The organism is Stenotrophomonas sp. 57 (genome assembly GCF_030291075.1).
GTDB lineage: Bacteria > Pseudomonadota > Gammaproteobacteria > Xanthomonadales > Xanthomonadaceae > Stenotrophomonas.
The window spans coordinates 3,960,053-3,977,096 of the sequence record NZ_CP127407.1 but is presented as its reverse complement, the minus strand read 5'-3'; the positions used below and the strand labels follow the sequence as shown (position 1 = coordinate 3,977,096).

At 68.5% G+C, this 17,044-nt stretch carries 21 protein-coding genes; 9 read left to right on the top strand and 12 right to left on the bottom strand.

Going from position 1 to position 17,044, the window contains the following annotated elements:
• Positions 1-75 precede the first annotated feature (75 nt).
• From accC to QP512_RS18275, 5 genes are all read right to left on the bottom strand, one after another.
• A complete protein-coding gene (gene accC / locus QP512_RS18295; RefSeq protein WP_286070117.1) occupies positions 76-1,443 on the bottom strand; it encodes an acetyl-CoA carboxylase biotin carboxylase subunit in 1,368 nt (455 codons plus the stop codon).
• 10 nt (positions 1,444-1,453) lie between these two features.
• On the bottom strand, positions 1,454-1,933 hold the full coding sequence (gene accB / locus QP512_RS18290) for an acetyl-CoA carboxylase biotin carboxyl carrier protein (RefSeq protein WP_005419696.1): 480 nt from the start codon (positions 1,931-1,933) through the stop codon (positions 1,454-1,456).
• 53 nt (positions 1,934-1,986) lie between these two features.
• Positions 1,987-2,406: a lysozyme inhibitor LprI family protein gene (locus tag QP512_RS18285; protein WP_286072065.1), complete on the bottom strand. Its 420-nt coding sequence runs from the start codon at positions 2,404-2,406 to the stop codon at positions 1,987-1,989.
• Between the two features lie 2 nt (positions 2,407-2,408).
• Positions 2,409-2,858, bottom strand: coding sequence for a type II 3-dehydroquinate dehydratase (aroQ, locus tag QP512_RS18280; protein WP_286070116.1), 450 nt, complete (start codon positions 2,856-2,858; stop codon positions 2,409-2,411).
• Between the two features lie 316 nt (positions 2,859-3,174).
• Positions 3,175-3,888, bottom strand: coding sequence for a DOPA 4,5-dioxygenase family protein (locus QP512_RS18275; protein ID WP_286070115.1), 714 nt, complete (start codon positions 3,886-3,888; stop codon positions 3,175-3,177).
• 168 nt (positions 3,889-4,056) lie between these two features.
• On the opposite strand from QP512_RS18275, the gene QP512_RS18270 reads away from it, so the two are divergent.
• Positions 4,057-4,884 carry an isocitrate lyase/phosphoenolpyruvate mutase family protein gene (locus tag QP512_RS18270; RefSeq protein WP_286070114.1) on the top strand — a complete coding sequence of 276 codons (828 nt, stop codon included), beginning with the start codon at positions 4,057-4,059 and terminating at the stop codon, positions 4,882-4,884.
• A 69-nt stretch (positions 4,885-4,953) separates the two neighbouring features.
• On the opposite strand, the gene QP512_RS18265 is transcribed toward QP512_RS18270, so the two are convergent.
• On the bottom strand, positions 4,954-5,487 hold the full coding sequence (locus tag QP512_RS18265; protein WP_286070113.1) for a hypothetical protein: 534 nt from the start codon (positions 5,485-5,487) through the stop codon (positions 4,954-4,956).
• A 127-nt stretch (positions 5,488-5,614) separates the two neighbouring features.
• Here QP512_RS18265 and QP512_RS18260 point away from each other — a divergent pair, with 127 nt between their 5' ends.
• Both QP512_RS18260 and QP512_RS18255 read left to right on the top strand, forming a co-directional pair.
• Positions 5,615-6,211 (top strand): NAD(P)H-dependent oxidoreductase, encoded by a 597-nt coding sequence (locus QP512_RS18260; RefSeq protein ID WP_286070111.1) that lies wholly within the window; start codon positions 5,615-5,617, stop codon positions 6,209-6,211.
• A 16-nt stretch (positions 6,212-6,227) separates the two neighbouring features.
• On the top strand, positions 6,228-6,821 hold the full coding sequence (locus tag QP512_RS18255) for a TetR/AcrR family transcriptional regulator (protein ID WP_286070110.1): 594 nt from the start codon (positions 6,228-6,230) through the stop codon (positions 6,819-6,821).
• Between the two features lie 6 nt (positions 6,822-6,827).
• Here QP512_RS18255 and QP512_RS18250 read toward each other — a convergent pair whose 3' ends face one another.
• Complete coding sequence (locus QP512_RS18250; RefSeq protein ID WP_286070109.1) at positions 6,828-7,622, bottom strand: serine hydrolase; 795 nt, start codon at positions 7,620-7,622, stop codon at positions 6,828-6,830.
• Positions 7,623-7,743: 121 nt separating this feature from the next.
• On the opposite strand from QP512_RS18250, the gene QP512_RS18245 reads away from it, so the two are divergent.
• A complete protein-coding gene (locus QP512_RS18245) occupies positions 7,744-9,288 on the top strand; it encodes an alkaline phosphatase (protein ID WP_286070108.1) in 1,545 nt (514 codons plus the stop codon).
• Here QP512_RS18245 and QP512_RS18240 read toward each other — a convergent pair.
• On the bottom strand, positions 9,285-9,482 hold the full coding sequence (locus QP512_RS18240) for a hypothetical protein (protein WP_286070107.1): 198 nt from the start codon (positions 9,480-9,482) through the stop codon (positions 9,285-9,287). The two genes, QP512_RS18245 and QP512_RS18240, sit on opposite strands and share 4 nt — an antisense overlap.
• Positions 9,483-9,580: 98 nt before the next feature.
• Here QP512_RS18240 and QP512_RS18235 point away from each other — a divergent pair, with 98 nt between their 5' ends.
• Positions 9,581-10,480: a LysR substrate-binding domain-containing protein gene (locus QP512_RS18235; RefSeq protein WP_286070106.1), complete on the top strand. Its 900-nt coding sequence runs from the start codon at positions 9,581-9,583 to the stop codon at positions 10,478-10,480.
• A gap of 25 nt (positions 10,481-10,505) precedes the next feature.
• Here the strand turns inward: QP512_RS18235 and QP512_RS18230 are convergent, their stop codons facing one another.
• From QP512_RS18230 to QP512_RS18220, 3 genes are all read right to left on the bottom strand, one after another.
• Positions 10,506-11,222, bottom strand: a complete 717-nt coding sequence (locus QP512_RS18230; protein WP_286070105.1) for a transporter substrate-binding domain-containing protein — start codon at positions 11,220-11,222, stop codon at positions 10,506-10,508.
• Positions 11,223-11,284: 62 nt separating this feature from the next.
• The gene (locus tag QP512_RS18225) at positions 11,285-12,808 is read right to left on the bottom strand and encodes a carotenoid oxygenase family protein (RefSeq protein ID WP_286070104.1); all 1,524 of its coding nucleotides are present in this window, start codon (positions 12,806-12,808) and stop codon (positions 11,285-11,287) included.
• A gap of 26 nt (positions 12,809-12,834) precedes the next feature.
• The gene (locus QP512_RS18220) at positions 12,835-13,257 is read right to left on the bottom strand and encodes a DUF2141 domain-containing protein (protein WP_286070102.1); all 423 of its coding nucleotides are present in this window, start codon (positions 13,255-13,257) and stop codon (positions 12,835-12,837) included.
• 166 nt (positions 13,258-13,423) lie between these two features.
• Between QP512_RS18220 and QP512_RS18215 the strand changes: the two genes are divergently transcribed.
• The 4 genes from QP512_RS18215 to QP512_RS18200 are packed head-to-tail and all read left to right on the top strand — an operon-like array spanning position 13,424 to position 15,627.
• Positions 13,424-14,524: a histidine kinase gene (locus QP512_RS18215; RefSeq protein WP_286070101.1), complete on the top strand. Its 1,101-nt coding sequence runs from the start codon at positions 13,424-13,426 to the stop codon at positions 14,522-14,524.
• Positions 14,521-15,159, top strand: a complete 639-nt coding sequence (locus tag QP512_RS18210; protein WP_286070100.1) for a response regulator transcription factor — start codon at positions 14,521-14,523, stop codon at positions 15,157-15,159. The genes QP512_RS18215 and QP512_RS18210 overlap by 4 nt, the downstream gene beginning before the upstream one ends.
• Positions 15,160-15,181: 22 nt before the next feature.
• Positions 15,182-15,412, top strand: a complete 231-nt coding sequence (locus tag QP512_RS18205) for a hypothetical protein (RefSeq protein WP_286070099.1) — start codon at positions 15,182-15,184, stop codon at positions 15,410-15,412.
• A gap of 53 nt (positions 15,413-15,465) precedes the next feature.
• Positions 15,466-15,627, top strand: a complete 162-nt coding sequence (locus QP512_RS18200) for a hypothetical protein (RefSeq protein ID WP_286070098.1) — start codon at positions 15,466-15,468, stop codon at positions 15,625-15,627.
• Between the two features lie 470 nt (positions 15,628-16,097).
• On the opposite strand, the gene QP512_RS18195 is transcribed toward QP512_RS18200, so the two are convergent.
• The gene (locus QP512_RS18195) at positions 16,098-16,937 is read right to left on the bottom strand and encodes an arylamine N-acetyltransferase (RefSeq protein ID WP_286070097.1); all 840 of its coding nucleotides are present in this window, start codon (positions 16,935-16,937) and stop codon (positions 16,098-16,100) included.
• Between the last annotated feature and the right edge of the window lie 107 nt (positions 16,938-17,044).

Below are 17,044 nucleotides of genomic sequence, written 5' to 3'. Positions count from 1 at the left end.
CGTGCGCTCGGCTCTACAGCAACAGAAAAGGGCGGGGAGATCCCCGCCCTTTCCATGTCCAGCATCTGCTGCCGATCAGGTCAGTGCGATCGGTTTGTTCTTGCGCTCGGCAAGACGCTTTTCCAGGTAATGGATGTTCTGGCCACCGGCCTGGAAGCCCTTGTCGCGCATGATCCGCTGCTGCAGCGCGATGTTGGTCTTGATGCCGTCCACCACCATCTCGCTCAGCGCCACCCGCATGCGGGCGATGGCGGTTTCGCGGTCCGGGCCGTGCACGATCAGCTTGCCGATCATCGAGTCGTAGTTCGACGGCACGCGGTAGCCACTGTAGATGTGGGTATCCACGCGCACGCCAGGGCCACCCGGCGGATGGAAGCCGGTGATGGTACCCGGGCTCGGCACGAAGGTTTCAGCGTCTTCGGCGTTGATGCGGCACTCGATGGCGTGGCCGGTCAGCACCACGTCGCTCTGCTTGATCGACAGCTTCTGGCCGGCGGCGATCTTCAGCTGCTCGGCCACCAGGTCGATGCCGGTGACCATCTCGGTGACCGGATGCTCCACCTGGATGCGGGTGTTCATTTCGATGAAGTAGAAGCGGCCGTCTTCGTACAGGAACTCGAAGGTGCCGGCGCCGCGGTAGCCGATGCGCACGCAGGCTTCGGTGCACACCTTGCCGATCTGCTCGCGCTGTTCGGCGCTGATGCCCGGTGCCGGGGCTTCTTCCACCACCTTCTGGTGGCGGCGCTGCATCGAGCAGTCGCGCTCACCCAGGTGGATGGCATTGCCCTGGCCGTCGGCCAGCACCTGGATCTCCACGTGGCGCGGGTTCTCCAGGAACTTCTCCATGTAGACCTCGCCATTGCCGAACGCGGCCTTGGCTTCGCTCTTGGTGGTTTCGATCGAGGTCTTCAGGGAGGCTTCGGCGTGCACCACGCGCATGCCGCGGCCGCCGCCGCCACCGGCCGCCTTGATGATGACCGGGTAGCCGATCTCACGGGCGATCTTGGTGTTGGCCACGATGTCGTCGCCCAGCGGGCCGCCCGAGCCGGGCACGCACGGCACGCCGGCGGCCTTCATCGCGCGGATGGCTTCGACCTTGTCACCCATCATGCGGATGGTGTCGGCCTTGGGGCCGATGAAGATGAAGCCGGACTCTTCCACGCGTTCGGCGAAGTCGGCGTTCTCCGACAGGAAGCCGTAACCCGGATGGATCGCCTGCGCGTCGGTGACTTCAGCGGCGGCGATCAGCGCCGGGATGTTGAGGTAGCTCTGCGGCGACGGCGCCGGGCCGATGCAGACCGACTCGTCGGCCATGGCCACGTGCTTGAGGTTGCGGTCGACCGTGGAATGCACGGCCACCGTGCGGATGCCGAGGGTGTGGCACGCGCGCAGGATGCGCAGCGCGATTTCCCCTCGGTTGGCGATGACGACTTTGTCGAGCATGGCGTGCCCCTCAGCCGATCACGAACAGCGGCTGGTCGAATTCCACCGGCTGGCCGTTCTCGCCGAGGATGGCGACGATGGTGCCGGACGTGTCGGCTTCGATCGGGTTGAACATCTTCATCGCTTCGATGATGGCCAGGGTCTCGCCTTCCTTGACCTGCTGGCCCACGGTGACGAAGGCCGGCTTGTCCGGAGCGGACGAGGCGTAGAAGGTGCCGACCATCGGCGAGCGCAGCACGTGGCCTTCCGGCAGCGCCGGGCCCGGCTTGGCGCTGCCGCCGGTGGACGCTTCGGTCGGCGACTGCATCGGCATCGCCTGCGGTGCCGGGGCGGCCGGGGCGGCGTACACCGGGGCGGCGACCGGCGCGGCATAGCCAGCGACCGGGGCGCGCGACAGGCGCACCGACTCTTCGCCTTCCTTGATTTCGATTTCAGCCAGGTTCGACTCTTCCAGCAGGTCGATCAGCTTCTTGATTTTGCGGAGATCCATGGTGGCCTCTTTGCTCTTGATGTCAGTGTGGTGGGAAGCGCAGCGCGCTCGGGTCAAAGCAGTTCGTAGAACTCGCGCAGCTGCCGTGTGCGGTCGCGCGCGAGTGTGGTCAGGCAGCGCATCTGTGCGCCGTTGCGCGCCGTGCCATCGGAACTGAGGGCATAGACGGCGTTGCAGTCGTGGTCGCGCAGCTGCACCCAGGCGCGCTGCGCCAGCACCAGCTGCTGCTCGGCATCGCCGCAGTAGCTGCAGCTGCCGCCTTTGGCCGGCGAGCGCAGTTGCTTGCGCGCCAGGGCGTATACGGTATTGAGTTCGGCGTCAGCGGCCGCGGCCACGTCAGAGGCGCACAGGTCGCTCTCCATCGTGGTGGCAGGGTGCGCACAGTCGATGCCTTCGTCCTTGCGGTCGAAGGCCGCGGCGGCACCGCACAGGCCAGCCCACAGCAGGATGCTGGCAAGCACGTGCGGCAGCATCTTCACGCGGCGGCCGCCTGTACGCGCAGCAGAGCCGCATCCATCGCATAGCGGTAGCTGTCGGCACCGAAGCCGCAGACCACGCCCACCGCCTTGTCACTGAAGTAGCTGTGCTGGCGGAACGGTTCGCGGGTGTGCGGGTTGGACAGGTGGATCTCGATGAACGGCAGCGCCACCGCCGCCAGCGCGTCGCGCAGGGCAACCGAGGTGTGGGTGAAGGCGGCGGGGTTGATCAGGATGAACGCGGTTCCGTCGTTGCGTGCCGCCTGCACGCGATCCACCAGTACATGTTCAGCGTTGGACTGCAGGCTCTCCACGGTGTGGCCGGCGGCGGCGGCCTGCGCGGTCAGCGCCTGGTCGATGTCGGCCAGCATGGTGTGGCCGTAGACCTCCGGCTCGCGGGTGCCGAGCAGGTTGAGGTTGGGGCCGTGCAGGACCAGCAGCTTCGCCATGGGATCCGGAAGACGGGAAAGGGCGGCAGTCTGGCGGAACCGGCGGATGCTGTCCAGTTCGGCGAAGTTTGCTGCGTTTCAATCGATTGTTTGAAATCTGTCGAAGCGCTTGCGGCCCTATGCGGAGCGGCGGATCAAGGCGCGCTGAACGGCGTGCGGGCAGGGGATGCGTGCACGTAGGCCGACGATGGCGCCAAGCGCCTTGTCGGGGGACCCGCGCCATGTGCGGGTGAAGGGCCACCGATCGGTAGATCCACGCCACGCGTGGATGAAGGAAGTTCGGTGCGCAGCAAGCTACGCACCCTCGGACGGCGGGTCAGGTCTCCAGCGGCACCGTTGGCACCACGTTCGGGAACACTTCTTCCAATGCCTCGCGCTCGCCCGGCTTCGGCATCGGCCAGTTGTAGGCGTTTACCGGCTGCGCGCGGTTCACCCACAGCGCGTAGTACAGATGGTCGGCTCGGCCATCGCCGGTGTTGGGATGGACCAGGATGGTCAGCCCCAGGCTGTTGAGCTGCAGCCACGGCACCAGCACCGGCAGCAGATCGTTGTTGAAGCCGAAGTAGAACGACGGCGTGACATGCGGGCCGCGCGGCTCCAGGTTCCAGTTGCCCAGCTCCACCGGGAAGCGCTCGGCGGCCCAGCGCCGCAGCAGGGCCGCCTTCTCGAAGTTGTCCTCGTCGAAGTAGATGTGGGCGTGATAGCTCTTGATGTCGGTATAGGCGCGCGGCCTGGCCGGCAGCGTGGCCTCGCCGGGGCGCACGCTGGCCGGCCGCGGGGTGGGTTCGCTGGCCGTGGCCTCGCCCCAGGGGCTGCGACCCGTCGGCGCCGGCGGCACGATGGCTCGGAAGCCGGGACGTCCAGGCTCGGTGGTGTTCGCCGCGGCGTGCGGCGATGCCGTGGTCGTCGACGCACTGGCCAGGCCTCCGGCGGCCAGCCCGGCCGAGGCGATCAGGCGTCGCCGTGCCGGCGAAAGCAGGTCGGCCCAGTGGGCGTCATCATCGGCAGGAAGGTGTGGATCGGTGGGCATGCGGGGCTCCGTGGCAGGGTGTGGCAAGGGCAGACAGGCACGCTCGGGCAGTGCTGCCGGTGGCGTCCAATAAGCAGGCGGCATCACTTCATGCCGGTTTGCTCCCGTCGTCATTGAGCGCGTCCGCCGGGCGGGCTAGGGTGCAGGCCTGCCGCCCCGGAACCCGTCATGACCCCGCCCGACGCCGACACCCAGCGCAAGCGCGCAACCTTCCGCCAACTGCATGCGCAGGGCTGCTTCGTGCTGCCCAATCCGTGGGACGTGGGCAGTGCCCGCTACCTGCAGCGGCAGGGCTTCCTTGCATTGGCCACCACCAGCGCAGGCTGTGCCTGGAGTGAAGGACGACCGGATGGCGCGGTTTCGCTGCAGGCCACGCTGGCGCACCTGCGGCTGATCGCCGCGGCAACCCCGCTGCCATTGAATGCCGATTTCGGTGATGGCTTCGGTGCCACACCGCAGCAGGTCGCCGAGGCGGTGGCTGCCGCCATCGATACCGGCGTCGCCGCACTGTCGATCGAGGACGCCAGCGGCGTGGCCGATGCGCCACTGCGCCCGGTCGACCAGGCCGTCGAGCGTCTGCGTGCAGCGCGTGCGGCCATCGATCGGTCCGGCGGCGATGTGCTGCTGGTCGGGCGCGCGGAGAACTTCTTCGTTGGCGTGCCGGACCTGCAGGACACCCTGCAGCGCCTGCGTGCCTATGCCGAGGCTGGCGCCGACGTGCTGTACGCACCCGGTATCACGACCCCGGAGCAGATCCGCGCGGTGGTTGCCGCTGCGGGATCGAGGCCGGTGAACCTGCTGGTGGGTGGGCCGACGCCGCTGCGCCTGCAGGACATCGCGGCACTGGGCGTGCGCCGCGTCAGCCTGGGGGGTGCGCTGGCGCGCGCTGCCTGGGGCGGCTTGATGCAGGCCACCCAGCCGATTACGCAGGAGGGACGTTTCGATGGCCTGCAGCAGGCGGCCTCGGGCGCGGCATTGAACGCGTTGTTCCGCTAGCGGACAGCCGGTGGATTCACGCCATGCGTGGATGGAGGGGCCGGAGCGTACCGACGCCCAGCAATCGCGCTACAGCGTTTCCACTCCGCCCTTGGGCAGGGTCACGCCCGGCTCCAGTGCCGGCAGCAGTTGCCAGAGCAGCTCCGGGTTGTCGAGCAACCCGGCGCCATCCAGATAGCTCCATTGCGCGGTGCCGACGCGCCGCACGGCGACCATGAACGAGGTGCTGCGGATAGGGGATTCACGTACGCGCAGCAACGAGTAGCGCGGGACGAAGCAGACCTCCTCGTCGCCGGCGGCATAGGTACGGGTCGGCACCCCGGCTTCGTCGCTGATGATGGTGACGCCGGCTTGGTGCAACGCCTTGACCGTGTCGCGGGTCGATCGGGCGTAGACCTCATCACCGCCGGCCAGGCGTTTCAGGCTGGGATGCGTGCGGGCGATGATCAGCTCGGCATCGCCGCGCGCGAACGCGGCCAGCATCCCCTGCACGTCCTGGCGCAGGACGGCCGATTCGGATGGGGTGAGCGCGCCGGCCACGGCCGTCGGTGCCATCGTGGCCAGCAGCAGGAACAGCAGGGGAGCAAGCAGGCGTCGGTGCATCGTCGGGGACCTCCACGGGATGCGGCGCACTATACGGTGAACACAAAAACAGCGTCCCACCGGTGGCGCTGGTGATCCGTGAATCATTACTTACCATTGGTAGTTAATGGTTCCTGGAGAGTCACTCATGCACAGTCTCATCGTCACCACCCACCCGGAAACCGGATCGCTCACCCATGCCATCGCCCAGCGCATCGGCGACGCCATCCGGGCCACCGACGCCGGCAACACCGTCATCCACGCCGACCTGGTCGCCGAAGGCTTCGATCCGCGCTTCAACCGCGAGGACCAGGCCCTCTTCCGCGGGACCGGTCCGGTTCCGTCCGATGTGGCGGCCGAGCATGCGCGGCTGGATGCCATCGATACCCTGGTGCTGGTCTACCCGCTGTACTGGTGGTCGTTCCCTGCCCTGCTGAAGGGATGGATCGATCGCGTGTTCACCCAGGGCTGGGCGTACCAGGACGGCGCCGATGGCAAGGTGCAGAAGAAGCTGCAGCGCCTGCGCGTTCATCTGGTCGGCATTGGCGGTGCGGGCGCGGACATGATCGAACGGCGCGGCTATGGCACGGCGATGAAGACCCAGATCGACATGGGTATCTTCGACTACTGTGGCGCACGCGTGCTGTCGTCCGAACTGCTGCTCGACGCCGACAGCGATGCCGCGCAGGTGCATCTGCAGACCGCATTGGAAATCGGCCGTAAAATCGGTGCTCCAATGAGTTGATCACCGTGTTCCGCCGATGCCTGCCAACGCCGCTCCCACGCGCCGCCGCCTGACCCGAGCGCAACGCGCCCGCCAGTTGCTGGAGGTGGCATGGACGCTGGTCGGCGAGGAAGGCACCGATGCGCTGACGCTGGGGCGGCTGGCCGAAGCGGCGGGCGTGACCAAGCCGGTGGCCTACGACCATTTCGTAACCCGCAACGGTCTGCTGGCGGCGCTCTACGATGACTACGATGCGCGCCAGACCGTGGTGTTCCACGAGCGTATCGGCCGTGCCAGGGCGCAGCTGGCCGACCGCGCAGCTGCGATCGCGTCCGGCTACATCGACTGCATCCTCAGCCAGGGCAGTGAGGTGCAGGGCATCCTCGCCGCCCTGGTAGGCGCGCCGGAACTGCATGACGTGCGGCGGCGTTACCAGCAGGATTTCATCGACAACTGCGAGGTCTGGCTGGGACCGTTCGCTGCCGACGGCACGGTGCCGTTGGCCGGGCGCTGGGCAATCCTCGGTGCGGCCGAAGCCCTGTCCGAAGGCGTGGCCGCCGCGGCACTGGCCAAGGCCGACGCCGAGGCCGAGCTGCAGCGGCTGATCGTGGCGACCGTCAAACGACGTTGACCCACCTCACGCTTCGAGAGCGGAGCCGGCACGTGCGACGAAGCCGGCAGCCAGCTGCTCGCGCACCCGCGCATCGCGCGCTTCGCGGCTGTCCGAACCGAGCACGACCGTGATCAGGCGCACCGGCTGCGCCTGCCCGGGCAGCACCCGGCAGGCGGTGGCGGCCAGGCAGAAACCGGCAGCCTGGGTGTAGCCGGTCTTCAGGCCGTCCACGCCGTCATCGCCGAGCAGTGCGTTCTGGTTGTTGCGGCGGAAGCTGCCATGCGCGAACGCGCGCTGCGCGGTGATGGCCAGGACCTGCGGATGATCGGCCAGCAGGGCGGCTGCCAGTACGGCCACGTCGCGCGCGCTCGACGCATGCTGTGGCGTGGTGATGCCGGATACGCTGGCAAACCAGGTATCGCGCAGGCCGAGCAGGCGCGCGTGGTGGTTCATGCATTCAAGAAACGCGGGCTGCGATCCCCCCAGATGCCGCGCTATGGCCAGCGCGGCGTCGTTGCCGGAGACGATCATCAACCCTTCCAGCAGACGCCCCAGGGTGACGGTCTCTCCGGGGACAAGCCCCATGCGCGTTTCGTCATCGGCCACCGCATGCACATCATCGGCAGCGATGGTGACCGTTTCGTCCCACGAGCGCCCGCTCGCTCCGATGCATGCATAGGCTGCGTAGGCCGTCATCAGCTTGGTCAGTGACGCGGGTTGCCGTGCGATGTCGGCGTTGTGCTGGTGGATCACCGCGCGGGTCGCGGCATCGAGCGTGATGGACGACAGCGGTGCGCGCGCAGGCGGAGACGACGGCATGGATGCGGCGGTGGCGAAGGGGAGTGCGCAGGGTATCGCGCGCTGGCTGCATGAAGCTGCAATATTGCGATGCTATAACGTAACGAAATTCCGGCCCGCCGTCGGCCCGACAGGACCCCTGATGACTGCCCCCTCGAAGCGCCGCGGGTGTCTGCTGCCGTTGCTGTTTGCACTGTCCGCGCTCGCCGCCTGCCAATCGGACCTGCGCGCCGGCACGGCACCTTCCGACGAACGCGCGCCTTACAACGTGATCGTGATGATCAACGACGGGGCCGGCTGGGGAACCTGGGATGCCGCAGCCTTCTGGCAGTACGGCAGCCGCGAAGGCGCCCCCTATGCGGATTTCCCGCAGCGCCTGGCGGTCACCACGTTCCCGCTGAACGCCAGCAGCCAGCCGACCGGCGACAACGCGCAGACCCTCGGCTACGACGCGGGCAAGGCCTGGGATACCGAGCCGGTGCCGGCGCAGGACTTGCCGTTCGCGGGCTACCAGTACCTGGCCGCGGTGGCGACCGACAGCGCCGCAGCAGGCACCGCGCTGTCTTCGGGCATCAAGACCTACAACAACGCCATCAACGTCAACAACGATGGCGACGCCGTCGAGTTCAACACGCTGCGCGCCAAGCGCCTGGGCATGGCCACCGGCGTGGTTACCTCGGTGCCGTTCGCGCACGCCACGCCCGCAGCGTTTGCGGCGCAGAATGCATCGCGCAACAACTACCACGCCATTGCCCACCAGATGCTGTCGCAGGGCCACATGGACCTGGTGATGGGCACCGGCGGCCCCGGCTACAGCGTCGACGGCCGCGCCTGCACTGAAGGCACGGGCACACCACTGGAAGGCTGCGCGAACCCGTGGGAGTGGGTGTCGCAGCAGGACTGGCAGCAGCTGGAAGCGGGACGCACCATCGGGGAAAACCCGGCCGGTCCGTGGCGCCTGGTCCGCAGCAGGGAGGAATTCGCCGCATTGGCGCAGGGACGGTTGCCGGCTGATCGGCCCCTGATCGGCGTGCCACGCGTGGCCAACACGCTTCAGCAGGCGCGCCAGCTGCAGGTGCTGGGCAAGGACGCAGGCACCCCCTCCGGCGTGCGGAAGATCGACAGCGTGCCCGACCTGGCGACCATGGCCCGTGGCGCGCTGCAGTTCCTGCAGCAGCGTTCACCCCGCGGCCTGTTCCTGATGGTGGAAGGCGGTGCCACCGACTGGGCCGCGCACACCAGTGCCTGCGGTACCGAATGGCACTACGGCCAATGCACTGACCAGCCGCAGTATGGTCGGCTGATCGAGGAAACCGTGGAGTTCAACGACGCGGTAGCGGCGGTGGTCGAATGGATCGAACGCAACGGTGGCTGGGAACGCAACCTGCTGATCGTGACCACCGACCACGACAACAGCATGCCGATGGGCCCGGATGCGCAGAACGTGGCCTTCGATCCGGTAAGGAACCATGGACGCGGCCGCATGCCGGGGATGAGCTTCCGTCCAACCGGCAATCATTCCAATGCGCTGGTGCCGCTGTGGGCCAAGGGCGCGGGTGCGGAGCTGCTCGGCCAGCGCGTGCGTGGCGTCGATACGGGTTACCAGAAGCACGTGGGCTGGAATGACGGCAGCTACATCGACAACACCGATGTGGCGGCGGCGGTGCAGCAAGCCCTGCAACGCTAGGGTAGCGCCGGCCGCTGGCCGGCAGCCGCGGGATGCCGGGTCGGCGAGGTTGCCGGCCAGCGGCCGGCACTGCCAGCTGTACCGCTGGGCGACGGCGACGGCGACGGCGTCGGGGAAGGGCTGGCCAGTTGCCGCGCCAGCTCGGCGCTGGCGATGTGGCCGTGCAGGAACAACAGGCTGCTGAAGAGGTTCATGAGCGTGCCTCCACTTGAGTGGGTTGCACGATACGGGCAGCATGAGGTGGCAAAAAGCGACATTTCCGCAAGGTGGCCTTGAGAAGGATTCAAGTCTGATGTCTCGTCCGCCCCTCCACGCCCTGCAGGGCTTCGTCACCGCTGCCCGCCTCGGCAACCTGTCGCGCGCGGCGGCGTCGATGAACCTGACCGTCAGTGCGCTGAGCCATCAGATGCGTCAGCTGGAGGAGCGCCTCGGCCAACCGTTGCTGATCCGCCAGGCGCGTGGCGTCACCCTCACCCTGGAGGGCCAGCGCCTGCTCGATCAGGTCGGCCCGCACCTGGATGCGATCAACGAGGCGTTCCAACCCTATGCGGCGCGCGCCGAGCACGTACTGACGATCAGTGCGGTGCCGTCGATGGCCTCGGCCTGGCTGGTGCCGCGGTTGGGGCATTTCGTCGCCGCGCACCCGCAGATCGAAATCAACCTGCAGTCCAGCGAACGCCTGGTCGATTTCGAGCGGCAGCGGCAGTTCGACGCCGCACTGCGGCTGGGCACCGGCAACTGGCCGGGGCTGGTGGTGGAGCCGCTGTTCGACGAATGGCTGCTGCCGATGGCCAGCCCGGCCTTGATCGAGCGCATGGGCGGCATCGACCGCGTGCCGCTGGACCAATGGCCGCTGCTCGGTGACCCGGACGGTGCGTGGGGCGCGTGGTTCGCGTTGAGCGGGCAGAGGCCACCGTCGCGCTTCGTGGCGGTGCTGGATGATTCGGAGGCACACCACAGGGCCGCACTGGACGGGGTGGGCGTGGCGCTCGGGCGGATCACCCGCGCACGCCTGCTGCTGGACTCCGGCCAGCTGGTCGCGCTGTCCAGCCAGCGCCTGAAGACCGACTGGCCGCACTGGCTGGTGTACCCGCCACGCTCGGCCCGCCATCGCGGCTTCCTCGCCTTCCGCGACTGGCTGCACGCGCAGGCCGCCGAGCATGTGCGGCACATGGCAGGCGCGCATCTTTAGCATCGCGCCATGCCCGACGCTACCGTCACCGCACCAGCGTGACGGCCTGCCCGGCGCGTGCGAACGCTTCGCCCAGCAACGGGCCGGCCTTGATCGCTTCCACTTCATCGAACAGCGCCTGCAACGCCTCGACCGGGCGCGAAGCCGGCGCCGCTACCGCCTGCCGGATCGCTGTGAAGCGATCGGCCAGCACGCGGTGGCCAGGATGCGACCGCGCCCAGGCTTCCAGTGGCTGGCGTACACCGGCTGCGGCATCAAGATGGTGTTGCTCGAACAGGTCGATGGCCGCCGCAGACGTGTCCGCGCGCTCGATCGTGGCGTGGCGCAGCTCGCGGCTCAGGAACAGGTCGTAGGCTGCGCCACGGCCGACCGCGATGCGCAGGCCCTCGCGGTCAAGATCGGCCACCTGCTGCGCCGGGCTGTCCTCACGCACCAGGTAGGTGCCTTCGATTTCCACATAGGGCGCGCTGAAGGCGATACGGTCGGCACGCGCCGGATCGATCGCCAGGAAGGCCAGGTCCCAGGCGTCTTCGGCGGCCGCAGCAACGACCGAGGCCGCTGCGTCGTGGCAGGTGAAGCGGGCCTGCACGCCCAGTCGCTGCGCCAATGCGGTGGCCAGTTCCAGCGACGGCCCGCGCGGCGAGCGTGCATCGCCCTGTGCCAGTACAGGATTACCGAGGTTGATCGCCACGCGCAGGAAGCCCTGCGGTGCCAGCGCACTTCGATGGTCGGCCAGGGACATGCAGGGCTCCGCGGTGCAGGGGAGCTCCAGCATGCCTGCCAGGGTGTCCGCGCGGCGTGGACTCAGCCGCGCGCGGCGAAGGTGCCGTGGAAGCCCAGTGGCACGGCATACGGCAACCACGCCTGTGCCAGCGGGCCGTCATCCACATGGCACGCATCCAGCACCGCCAGGCCGCTGCGCTTGTTCACCGGGTCGAGCAGGGTGCCGACCAGCCAGCCGTCATCGGCGTTGCGGCTGCCCGGGCGCGGTACGAAGACGTGCTCCTCGGCCATGATGTCCGGCCCGTAGTGCCACAGCTGGCGACGCCCGCGCTCGATATCGAACGCGGCCACCGCGTTGAAGTACGGTGCATGAGCCGGGCCGTCGATGGTGGGGGCGTACAGCCGCGCGCCACGCGTGTTGGCGGAGCGCGGGTCGAACAGCGGGAACTCCACCGCGCTGATGCCCAGCGTCTCCCAGCGCGCGCGGCGCTGGCGCAGGTCCAGGTGCAGCTCGACCAGGCTGGCACCACTGTTCGCGGCGTGGGCGCCGTCCCCGGCCATCGCCTCCTTCATCGGCGAGCGCGCCTCGTTGATATCGTCGTGACGCACCGCACGCAGCACGATGCCGCCATCGCGGGTGAAGGCATCGCCGAAGTGGTAGATCGCCGCGAACGGTGCCTCGAACCATTGCGCCTTGTCCGGCGCGTCCTTGGCCACCACCGCGATGCGCGCGGGGCGCTGCGGCGCGAACTGCATGCGCTCGAAGAAGCTGCCGCCGGTGCCGGTGAAGTCGAACGGCATCAGCACGAACACCAGGTGCTGCCCGGTCATCGCGAACGCATGCAGGTAGCCGTGTTCCGGCGTTTCGATCACATTGGCGCTGCGCAGCTGGCCGTCCCCGCCGATGTGCCAGACCAGCAGGCCATGGCCTCCCATCAGGCTGATCGAGCCGAAGTTCCACACACTGCCATCGCGATCGGGCAACGGATGCGCGGAGAACGGCAGCGCCGCCAGGTCCGGGCGCCAGGTGACCGGGCCGAGCGTCTGCAGTGAATCGGGGTCCACTTCGAACGCCGAGCCGGATTCGCAGAGCGCGAACAGCCGGCCGTTGATCATCGTCACCGAGGTATTGGCCACGTTGGCGTCATCGTTGTTGCGCACGGCCAGTGCGCCGGGAACGCTGGTGCCGGCGGCCGGGTACTGGAAACGGCCGGCCTTCTGTTCGCGGGTGAACTTCGGCGTGGCGACCATGCGCCCGTGGTGGGTCAGGCTGCCATCGCCGTTGAAGCGCCAGCCATGCACCATGCCGTCGCCGTCGAACCAGTGGTCGTAGCGGAAGCCATCACGCTCGGTCCAGGCCGGGCCATTGCGGTACAGCGTTCCGGCGAGGCCGGCCGGCAGCCGGCCCTGCAGTTGCACGGTGGCCGGGCCGAGGCTCTCGCTGGTGGCGCTGCGCCAGCCCAGCAGCCACGGGTGCTCCTGCAGGCCCTGCGCGAAACGGGCCGGGTCACCGGCGAAGGCCGGCGCACTGCGCAGTGCGGTGGCGCCCAGGGCCAGGCAGGCGCTGCTGCTGAGCAGGGTACGGAGGAAGCGGCGACGGTCCATGATGGCCTCGGGTCTGGATGCAGGAATCAGCGCAGGGTGATGTCGATGGCAGCGCCGGCGGCCGGCACGTCGACGCGCGCCTCGTCGAAGGTCGGCTTGCGCATCACCTGCGGGTTGTTGCTGAAGCCGTAGCCTTCCACCGGCATGCCGACCAGGTTGGTATCGAGCTTGCCGTTGTCGTTCTCATCGTGGGTGAGCAGCACCGCGTAGCTGCCGGCGGGCACGCCCTTGAACACGAAGTGGGCGCTGTCGCCGCTGGGCTTGGCCTGCTGTGCCTGCACCGGTGCGGCCTTGCCGTCCCAGGCGGCCGTGCTGTTGACCAGAGCGACCCGCAGGGTGCCGGTCTGCACGCGGACATCGTGCACGGTCACCGCCAGGTCGGCGGCATGGGCACTGCCGGCCAGGGCCAGGGCAGTCAGGGCGGTGCTGAGCAGGGCGATTCGGATCATGGCAGTAGCTCCGGAAGAGGACGTGGTGGTGTGCCGCGGTGTGGGGCCAGTCTGCGCGGGGCACGGCGCCGGGTTCAGGGCCAGAGGTCATCGATCCGACGTGCCAGAAGTCACTTTCTGCATCGGACCCATTGCCGGTTGCAGTCGCGGCCGTCAGCATCGGGTCATGCCCAGCCTGTTCCGCCACCTGTTGCGTCCCCTCAGCCTCGCTGGCCTGGTCACCGTGCTGGTGGTGGGCCTGTCATTCGGCGTGCAGGGCCCCGTTGCCGGCCGCAGCCAAGCGTTGCTCGGCATGTTCCTGCTGCTGTTCGTGGTGCACGGATGGGCGGCAATGCCGACCCGCGTGCGTGCACTGGCTGCGGTGCTGCAGGCTGTGCTGGCGATCGCGCTGGTCGCCCTGCAGCCGCGTACCGGGACCGCGCCGGTGCTGCTGGTGGTGCTGGTCGCGCAGCTGGCCGAGCACTGGCCGCCGCGCTTCGTGCTGGGGATTGCACTGGTGGCCAACCTCGCCATGTATCTCGTGCTGCGCCACAGTGGCTTCACCCAGCCGTTGCTGGTGGTGCTGCTGTATGGCGGCTTCCAGGCGTTCGCGGCACTGACCGCACACTACGCACGCAGCACCGCGTTGGCCCGTGACGACCTGGCCCGCGTCAATGCCGATCTACTGGCTACGCGTGCGCTGCTGGCCGACAGTGCTCGCGACGCCGAGCGCCTGCGCCTGGCCCGCGAGCTGCACGATGTGGCCGGCCACAAACTCACCGCGATGCGCTTGAACCTGCGTGCGCTTGCGGCCGATCCGGTGCTGGCCGGGCGCGAAGGGTTGGTGCTGGCCGAGCAGCTGTCCGGTGAGCTGCTGGCCGACATCCGCCAGGTGGTGCAATCGATGCGTGACGACCGCGGCCTCGATCTGGCGACCGCACTGCACGCCCTGGCCGCGCCGTTCCCGCGTCCGACGCTGCAACTGCGTATCGGCGAGGGCGTGCGCGTGACCGACCCGCTGCTGGCAGAGACCGTGCTGCGCCTGGTACAGGAAGCGCTGACCAATGCCGCCCGGCATGGCAACGCAGACACCGTATGGCTGACGATCAACGAAGAGGACGCCCGGTTGCGTATCGACATCCGTGATGACGGCCAGCGCGCCGAGCGTATCCGCGAGGGCAACGGCATCGCCGGCATGCGTGAGCGCCTGGCGGCGGTGCGCGGCCAGCTGGAACTGGCCCGCACCGCACAGGGTGGCATGCACCTGACTGCCTGGGTGCCGGCATGAGCGGCGCCGCGATCCGCGTTGCCCTGGCCGATGACCAGGCGCTGGTGCGTGCGGGTCTGCGTGCGCTGTTGCAGGGGCTGGGCGTGGACGTGGTGCTGGAAGCTGAAGACGGCCAGGCGCTTTTGGATGCGCTGGCCACCCAGCCGGTGGACGTGGTCCTCAGTGACATCCGCATGCCCGGGATGGATGGCATCGAAGCGTTGCGCCAGCTGCGTGCACGCGGTGATGGAACCCCGCTGCTGCTGCTGACCACCTTCGATGAAAGCGATCTTCTGCTGCGCGCAAGCGAGGCAGGAGCGCAGGGGTTCCTGCTCAAGGACGCGGCGCCGGCCGACCTGCGCGAGGCGATCGAGCGCGTCGCCGCCGGCGAAACCCTGCTGTTGCCGGTCAGCACCGAGCCCGTGCGCGCGCGCTACCGCTTCCATGATGAAGCACCGCCCACCGACACCTTCGGCGAGCGCGAAGTGGCGATCCTGCGCCTGCTGGCCGGTGGCTACAGCAACAAGGAGATCGCGCGCAGCCTGTTCCTGGCCGAGGGCACGGTGAAGAACTATGTCTCGGCCATCCTCGACAAGCTCGGCACCCGCGACCGTACCCGCGCGGTGCTGAAGGCGATTACCCTGCGCATCATCTGAGTTGCCGGAACCTGGAAAGCGCGTGGACCCGATTCTGAACGCTGAGATCCCCGCCAGTGACCTGGCCCGTGCCATCGCGTTCTACCAGCAATGGCTGCGGGTGAACCAGGGCGTGCGCATCTACCTCGGCGTCGACAACCTTGAGACCCGCCTTGCGCGCGCACTGGAGGCAGATGCCGAACTGCGCTTCGGTGCCGAGATCCGCGACAGTGAAGGCAACCGCATCGCGCTGCAGGCCCGCGCAGTTCTGTAGAGCCGAGCCCACGCTCGGCTGCTGCTGGCCCCGCCGGCCAGGCTCAGCCGAGCATGGGCTCGGCTCTACAGGTCGGCTCTACAGGATCGCGGCACGCGAGCGCTGAGACCCGCTTTGCGCGCGCCCTGGACGCAGATGCCGAACTGCGCTTCGGTGCCGAGATCCGCGACAGTGAAGGCAACCGCATCGCGCTGCAGGCCAGCGCAGTTCTGTAGAGCCGAGCCTACGCTCGGCTGCTGCTGGCCCCGCCGCCCAAGCTCAGCCGAGCATGGGCTCGGCTCTACAGGATCGCGGCACGCGAGCGCTGAGACCCGCTTTGCGCGCGCCCTGGAGGCAGATGCCGAACTGCGCTTCGGTGCCGAGATCCGCGACAGCGAAGGCAACCGCATTGCGCTGCAGGCGCGCGCAGCTCTGTAGAGCCGAGCCCACGCTCGGCTGCTGTTGGCCCCGCCGCGCCAAGCTCAGCCGAGCATGGGCTCGGCTCTACAGGATCGCGGCACGCGAGCGCTGAGACCCGCCTTGCGCGCGCCCTGGAGGCAGATGCCGAACTGCGCTTCGGTGCCGAGATCCGCGACAGCGAAGGCAACCGCATTGCGCTGCAGACGCGCGCAGCTCTGTAGAGCCGAGCCCACGCTCGGCTGCTGTTGGCCCAGCCGCTCCAGCTCAGCCGAGCATGGGCTCGGCCCTACAAGGTCGCGGCGCGCGAGCGCTGCAGCCAGTCATTGATGGCCGGGTCCAGTCGCGGGTCGTCCGGCAGCTGCATGCCGAAGCGCTGCTGCAGTACGTCACGCACATCACCCACATCATGCAGCGGGCGCTTGTCCGGCGCCTGCCCGGGGCGGTACTCGGTGTAGTTGCCGCTGCCGATGGTGCGGCGCCAGTCCGGTCCGGTCAGCGACACGCGTAGCTGGCCCGGGAAGCTGGAATCGGGGTGGGTGCATACGTACCAGTTGCCCACCACGTTGTCGATCGGTGCAGGCGCCTGCAGATCGAAGCGGTACATCGCCCGCCAGCCGTCGCTGGATTCGGCTGACAGCACGAAGTCGCCCTCGTCAGGCAGACGCTGCAGCAGATAGCGCTCATGCGGCGTGGCCTGCGGCTGCGCATCGTGCAGGCGCAGCGGTACGGTCGGGGTCAGGCTGCCGAATCCGGCATCCACCAGCCAGTCGTCCCCATCCACATGCACGCGCAGCAGCAGATGGGTACGCGCGGTCAGTTCGCCGTCATGCGCTGCCAGCAGCACGCGCGCACTCAGAGGCTGCGCATCAAAGCCCAGTGCCTGCAGCAGGGCCAGCAGGCCGCCATTGAGTTCGAAGCAGTACCCACCGCGGCGGTCGTCGAGCAGCTTGCGCTGCACGCTGTCCAGGTCGATCGGCACCGCATCGCGCAACAGGCAGCTGAGGGTCTCGAACGGCAACAGTGCGTTGTGACGCTGCTGCAGCAGTGTCAGGCCCGCCAGCGTCAACGGTGGTGGCGCATCCAGCTGCAGGCGCTGCAGGTAGCGGGGGACATCAAGCGTCGTCATGGCGGCACCGGGCGGGGGAGGGAGGTCCACTGTGTTCCCCCAACCGGGGTTGAGGTCAAGCGCGGCGGCGATGTCATCCCCCCGTCGCCTGTGCCCGGTACAAAGGC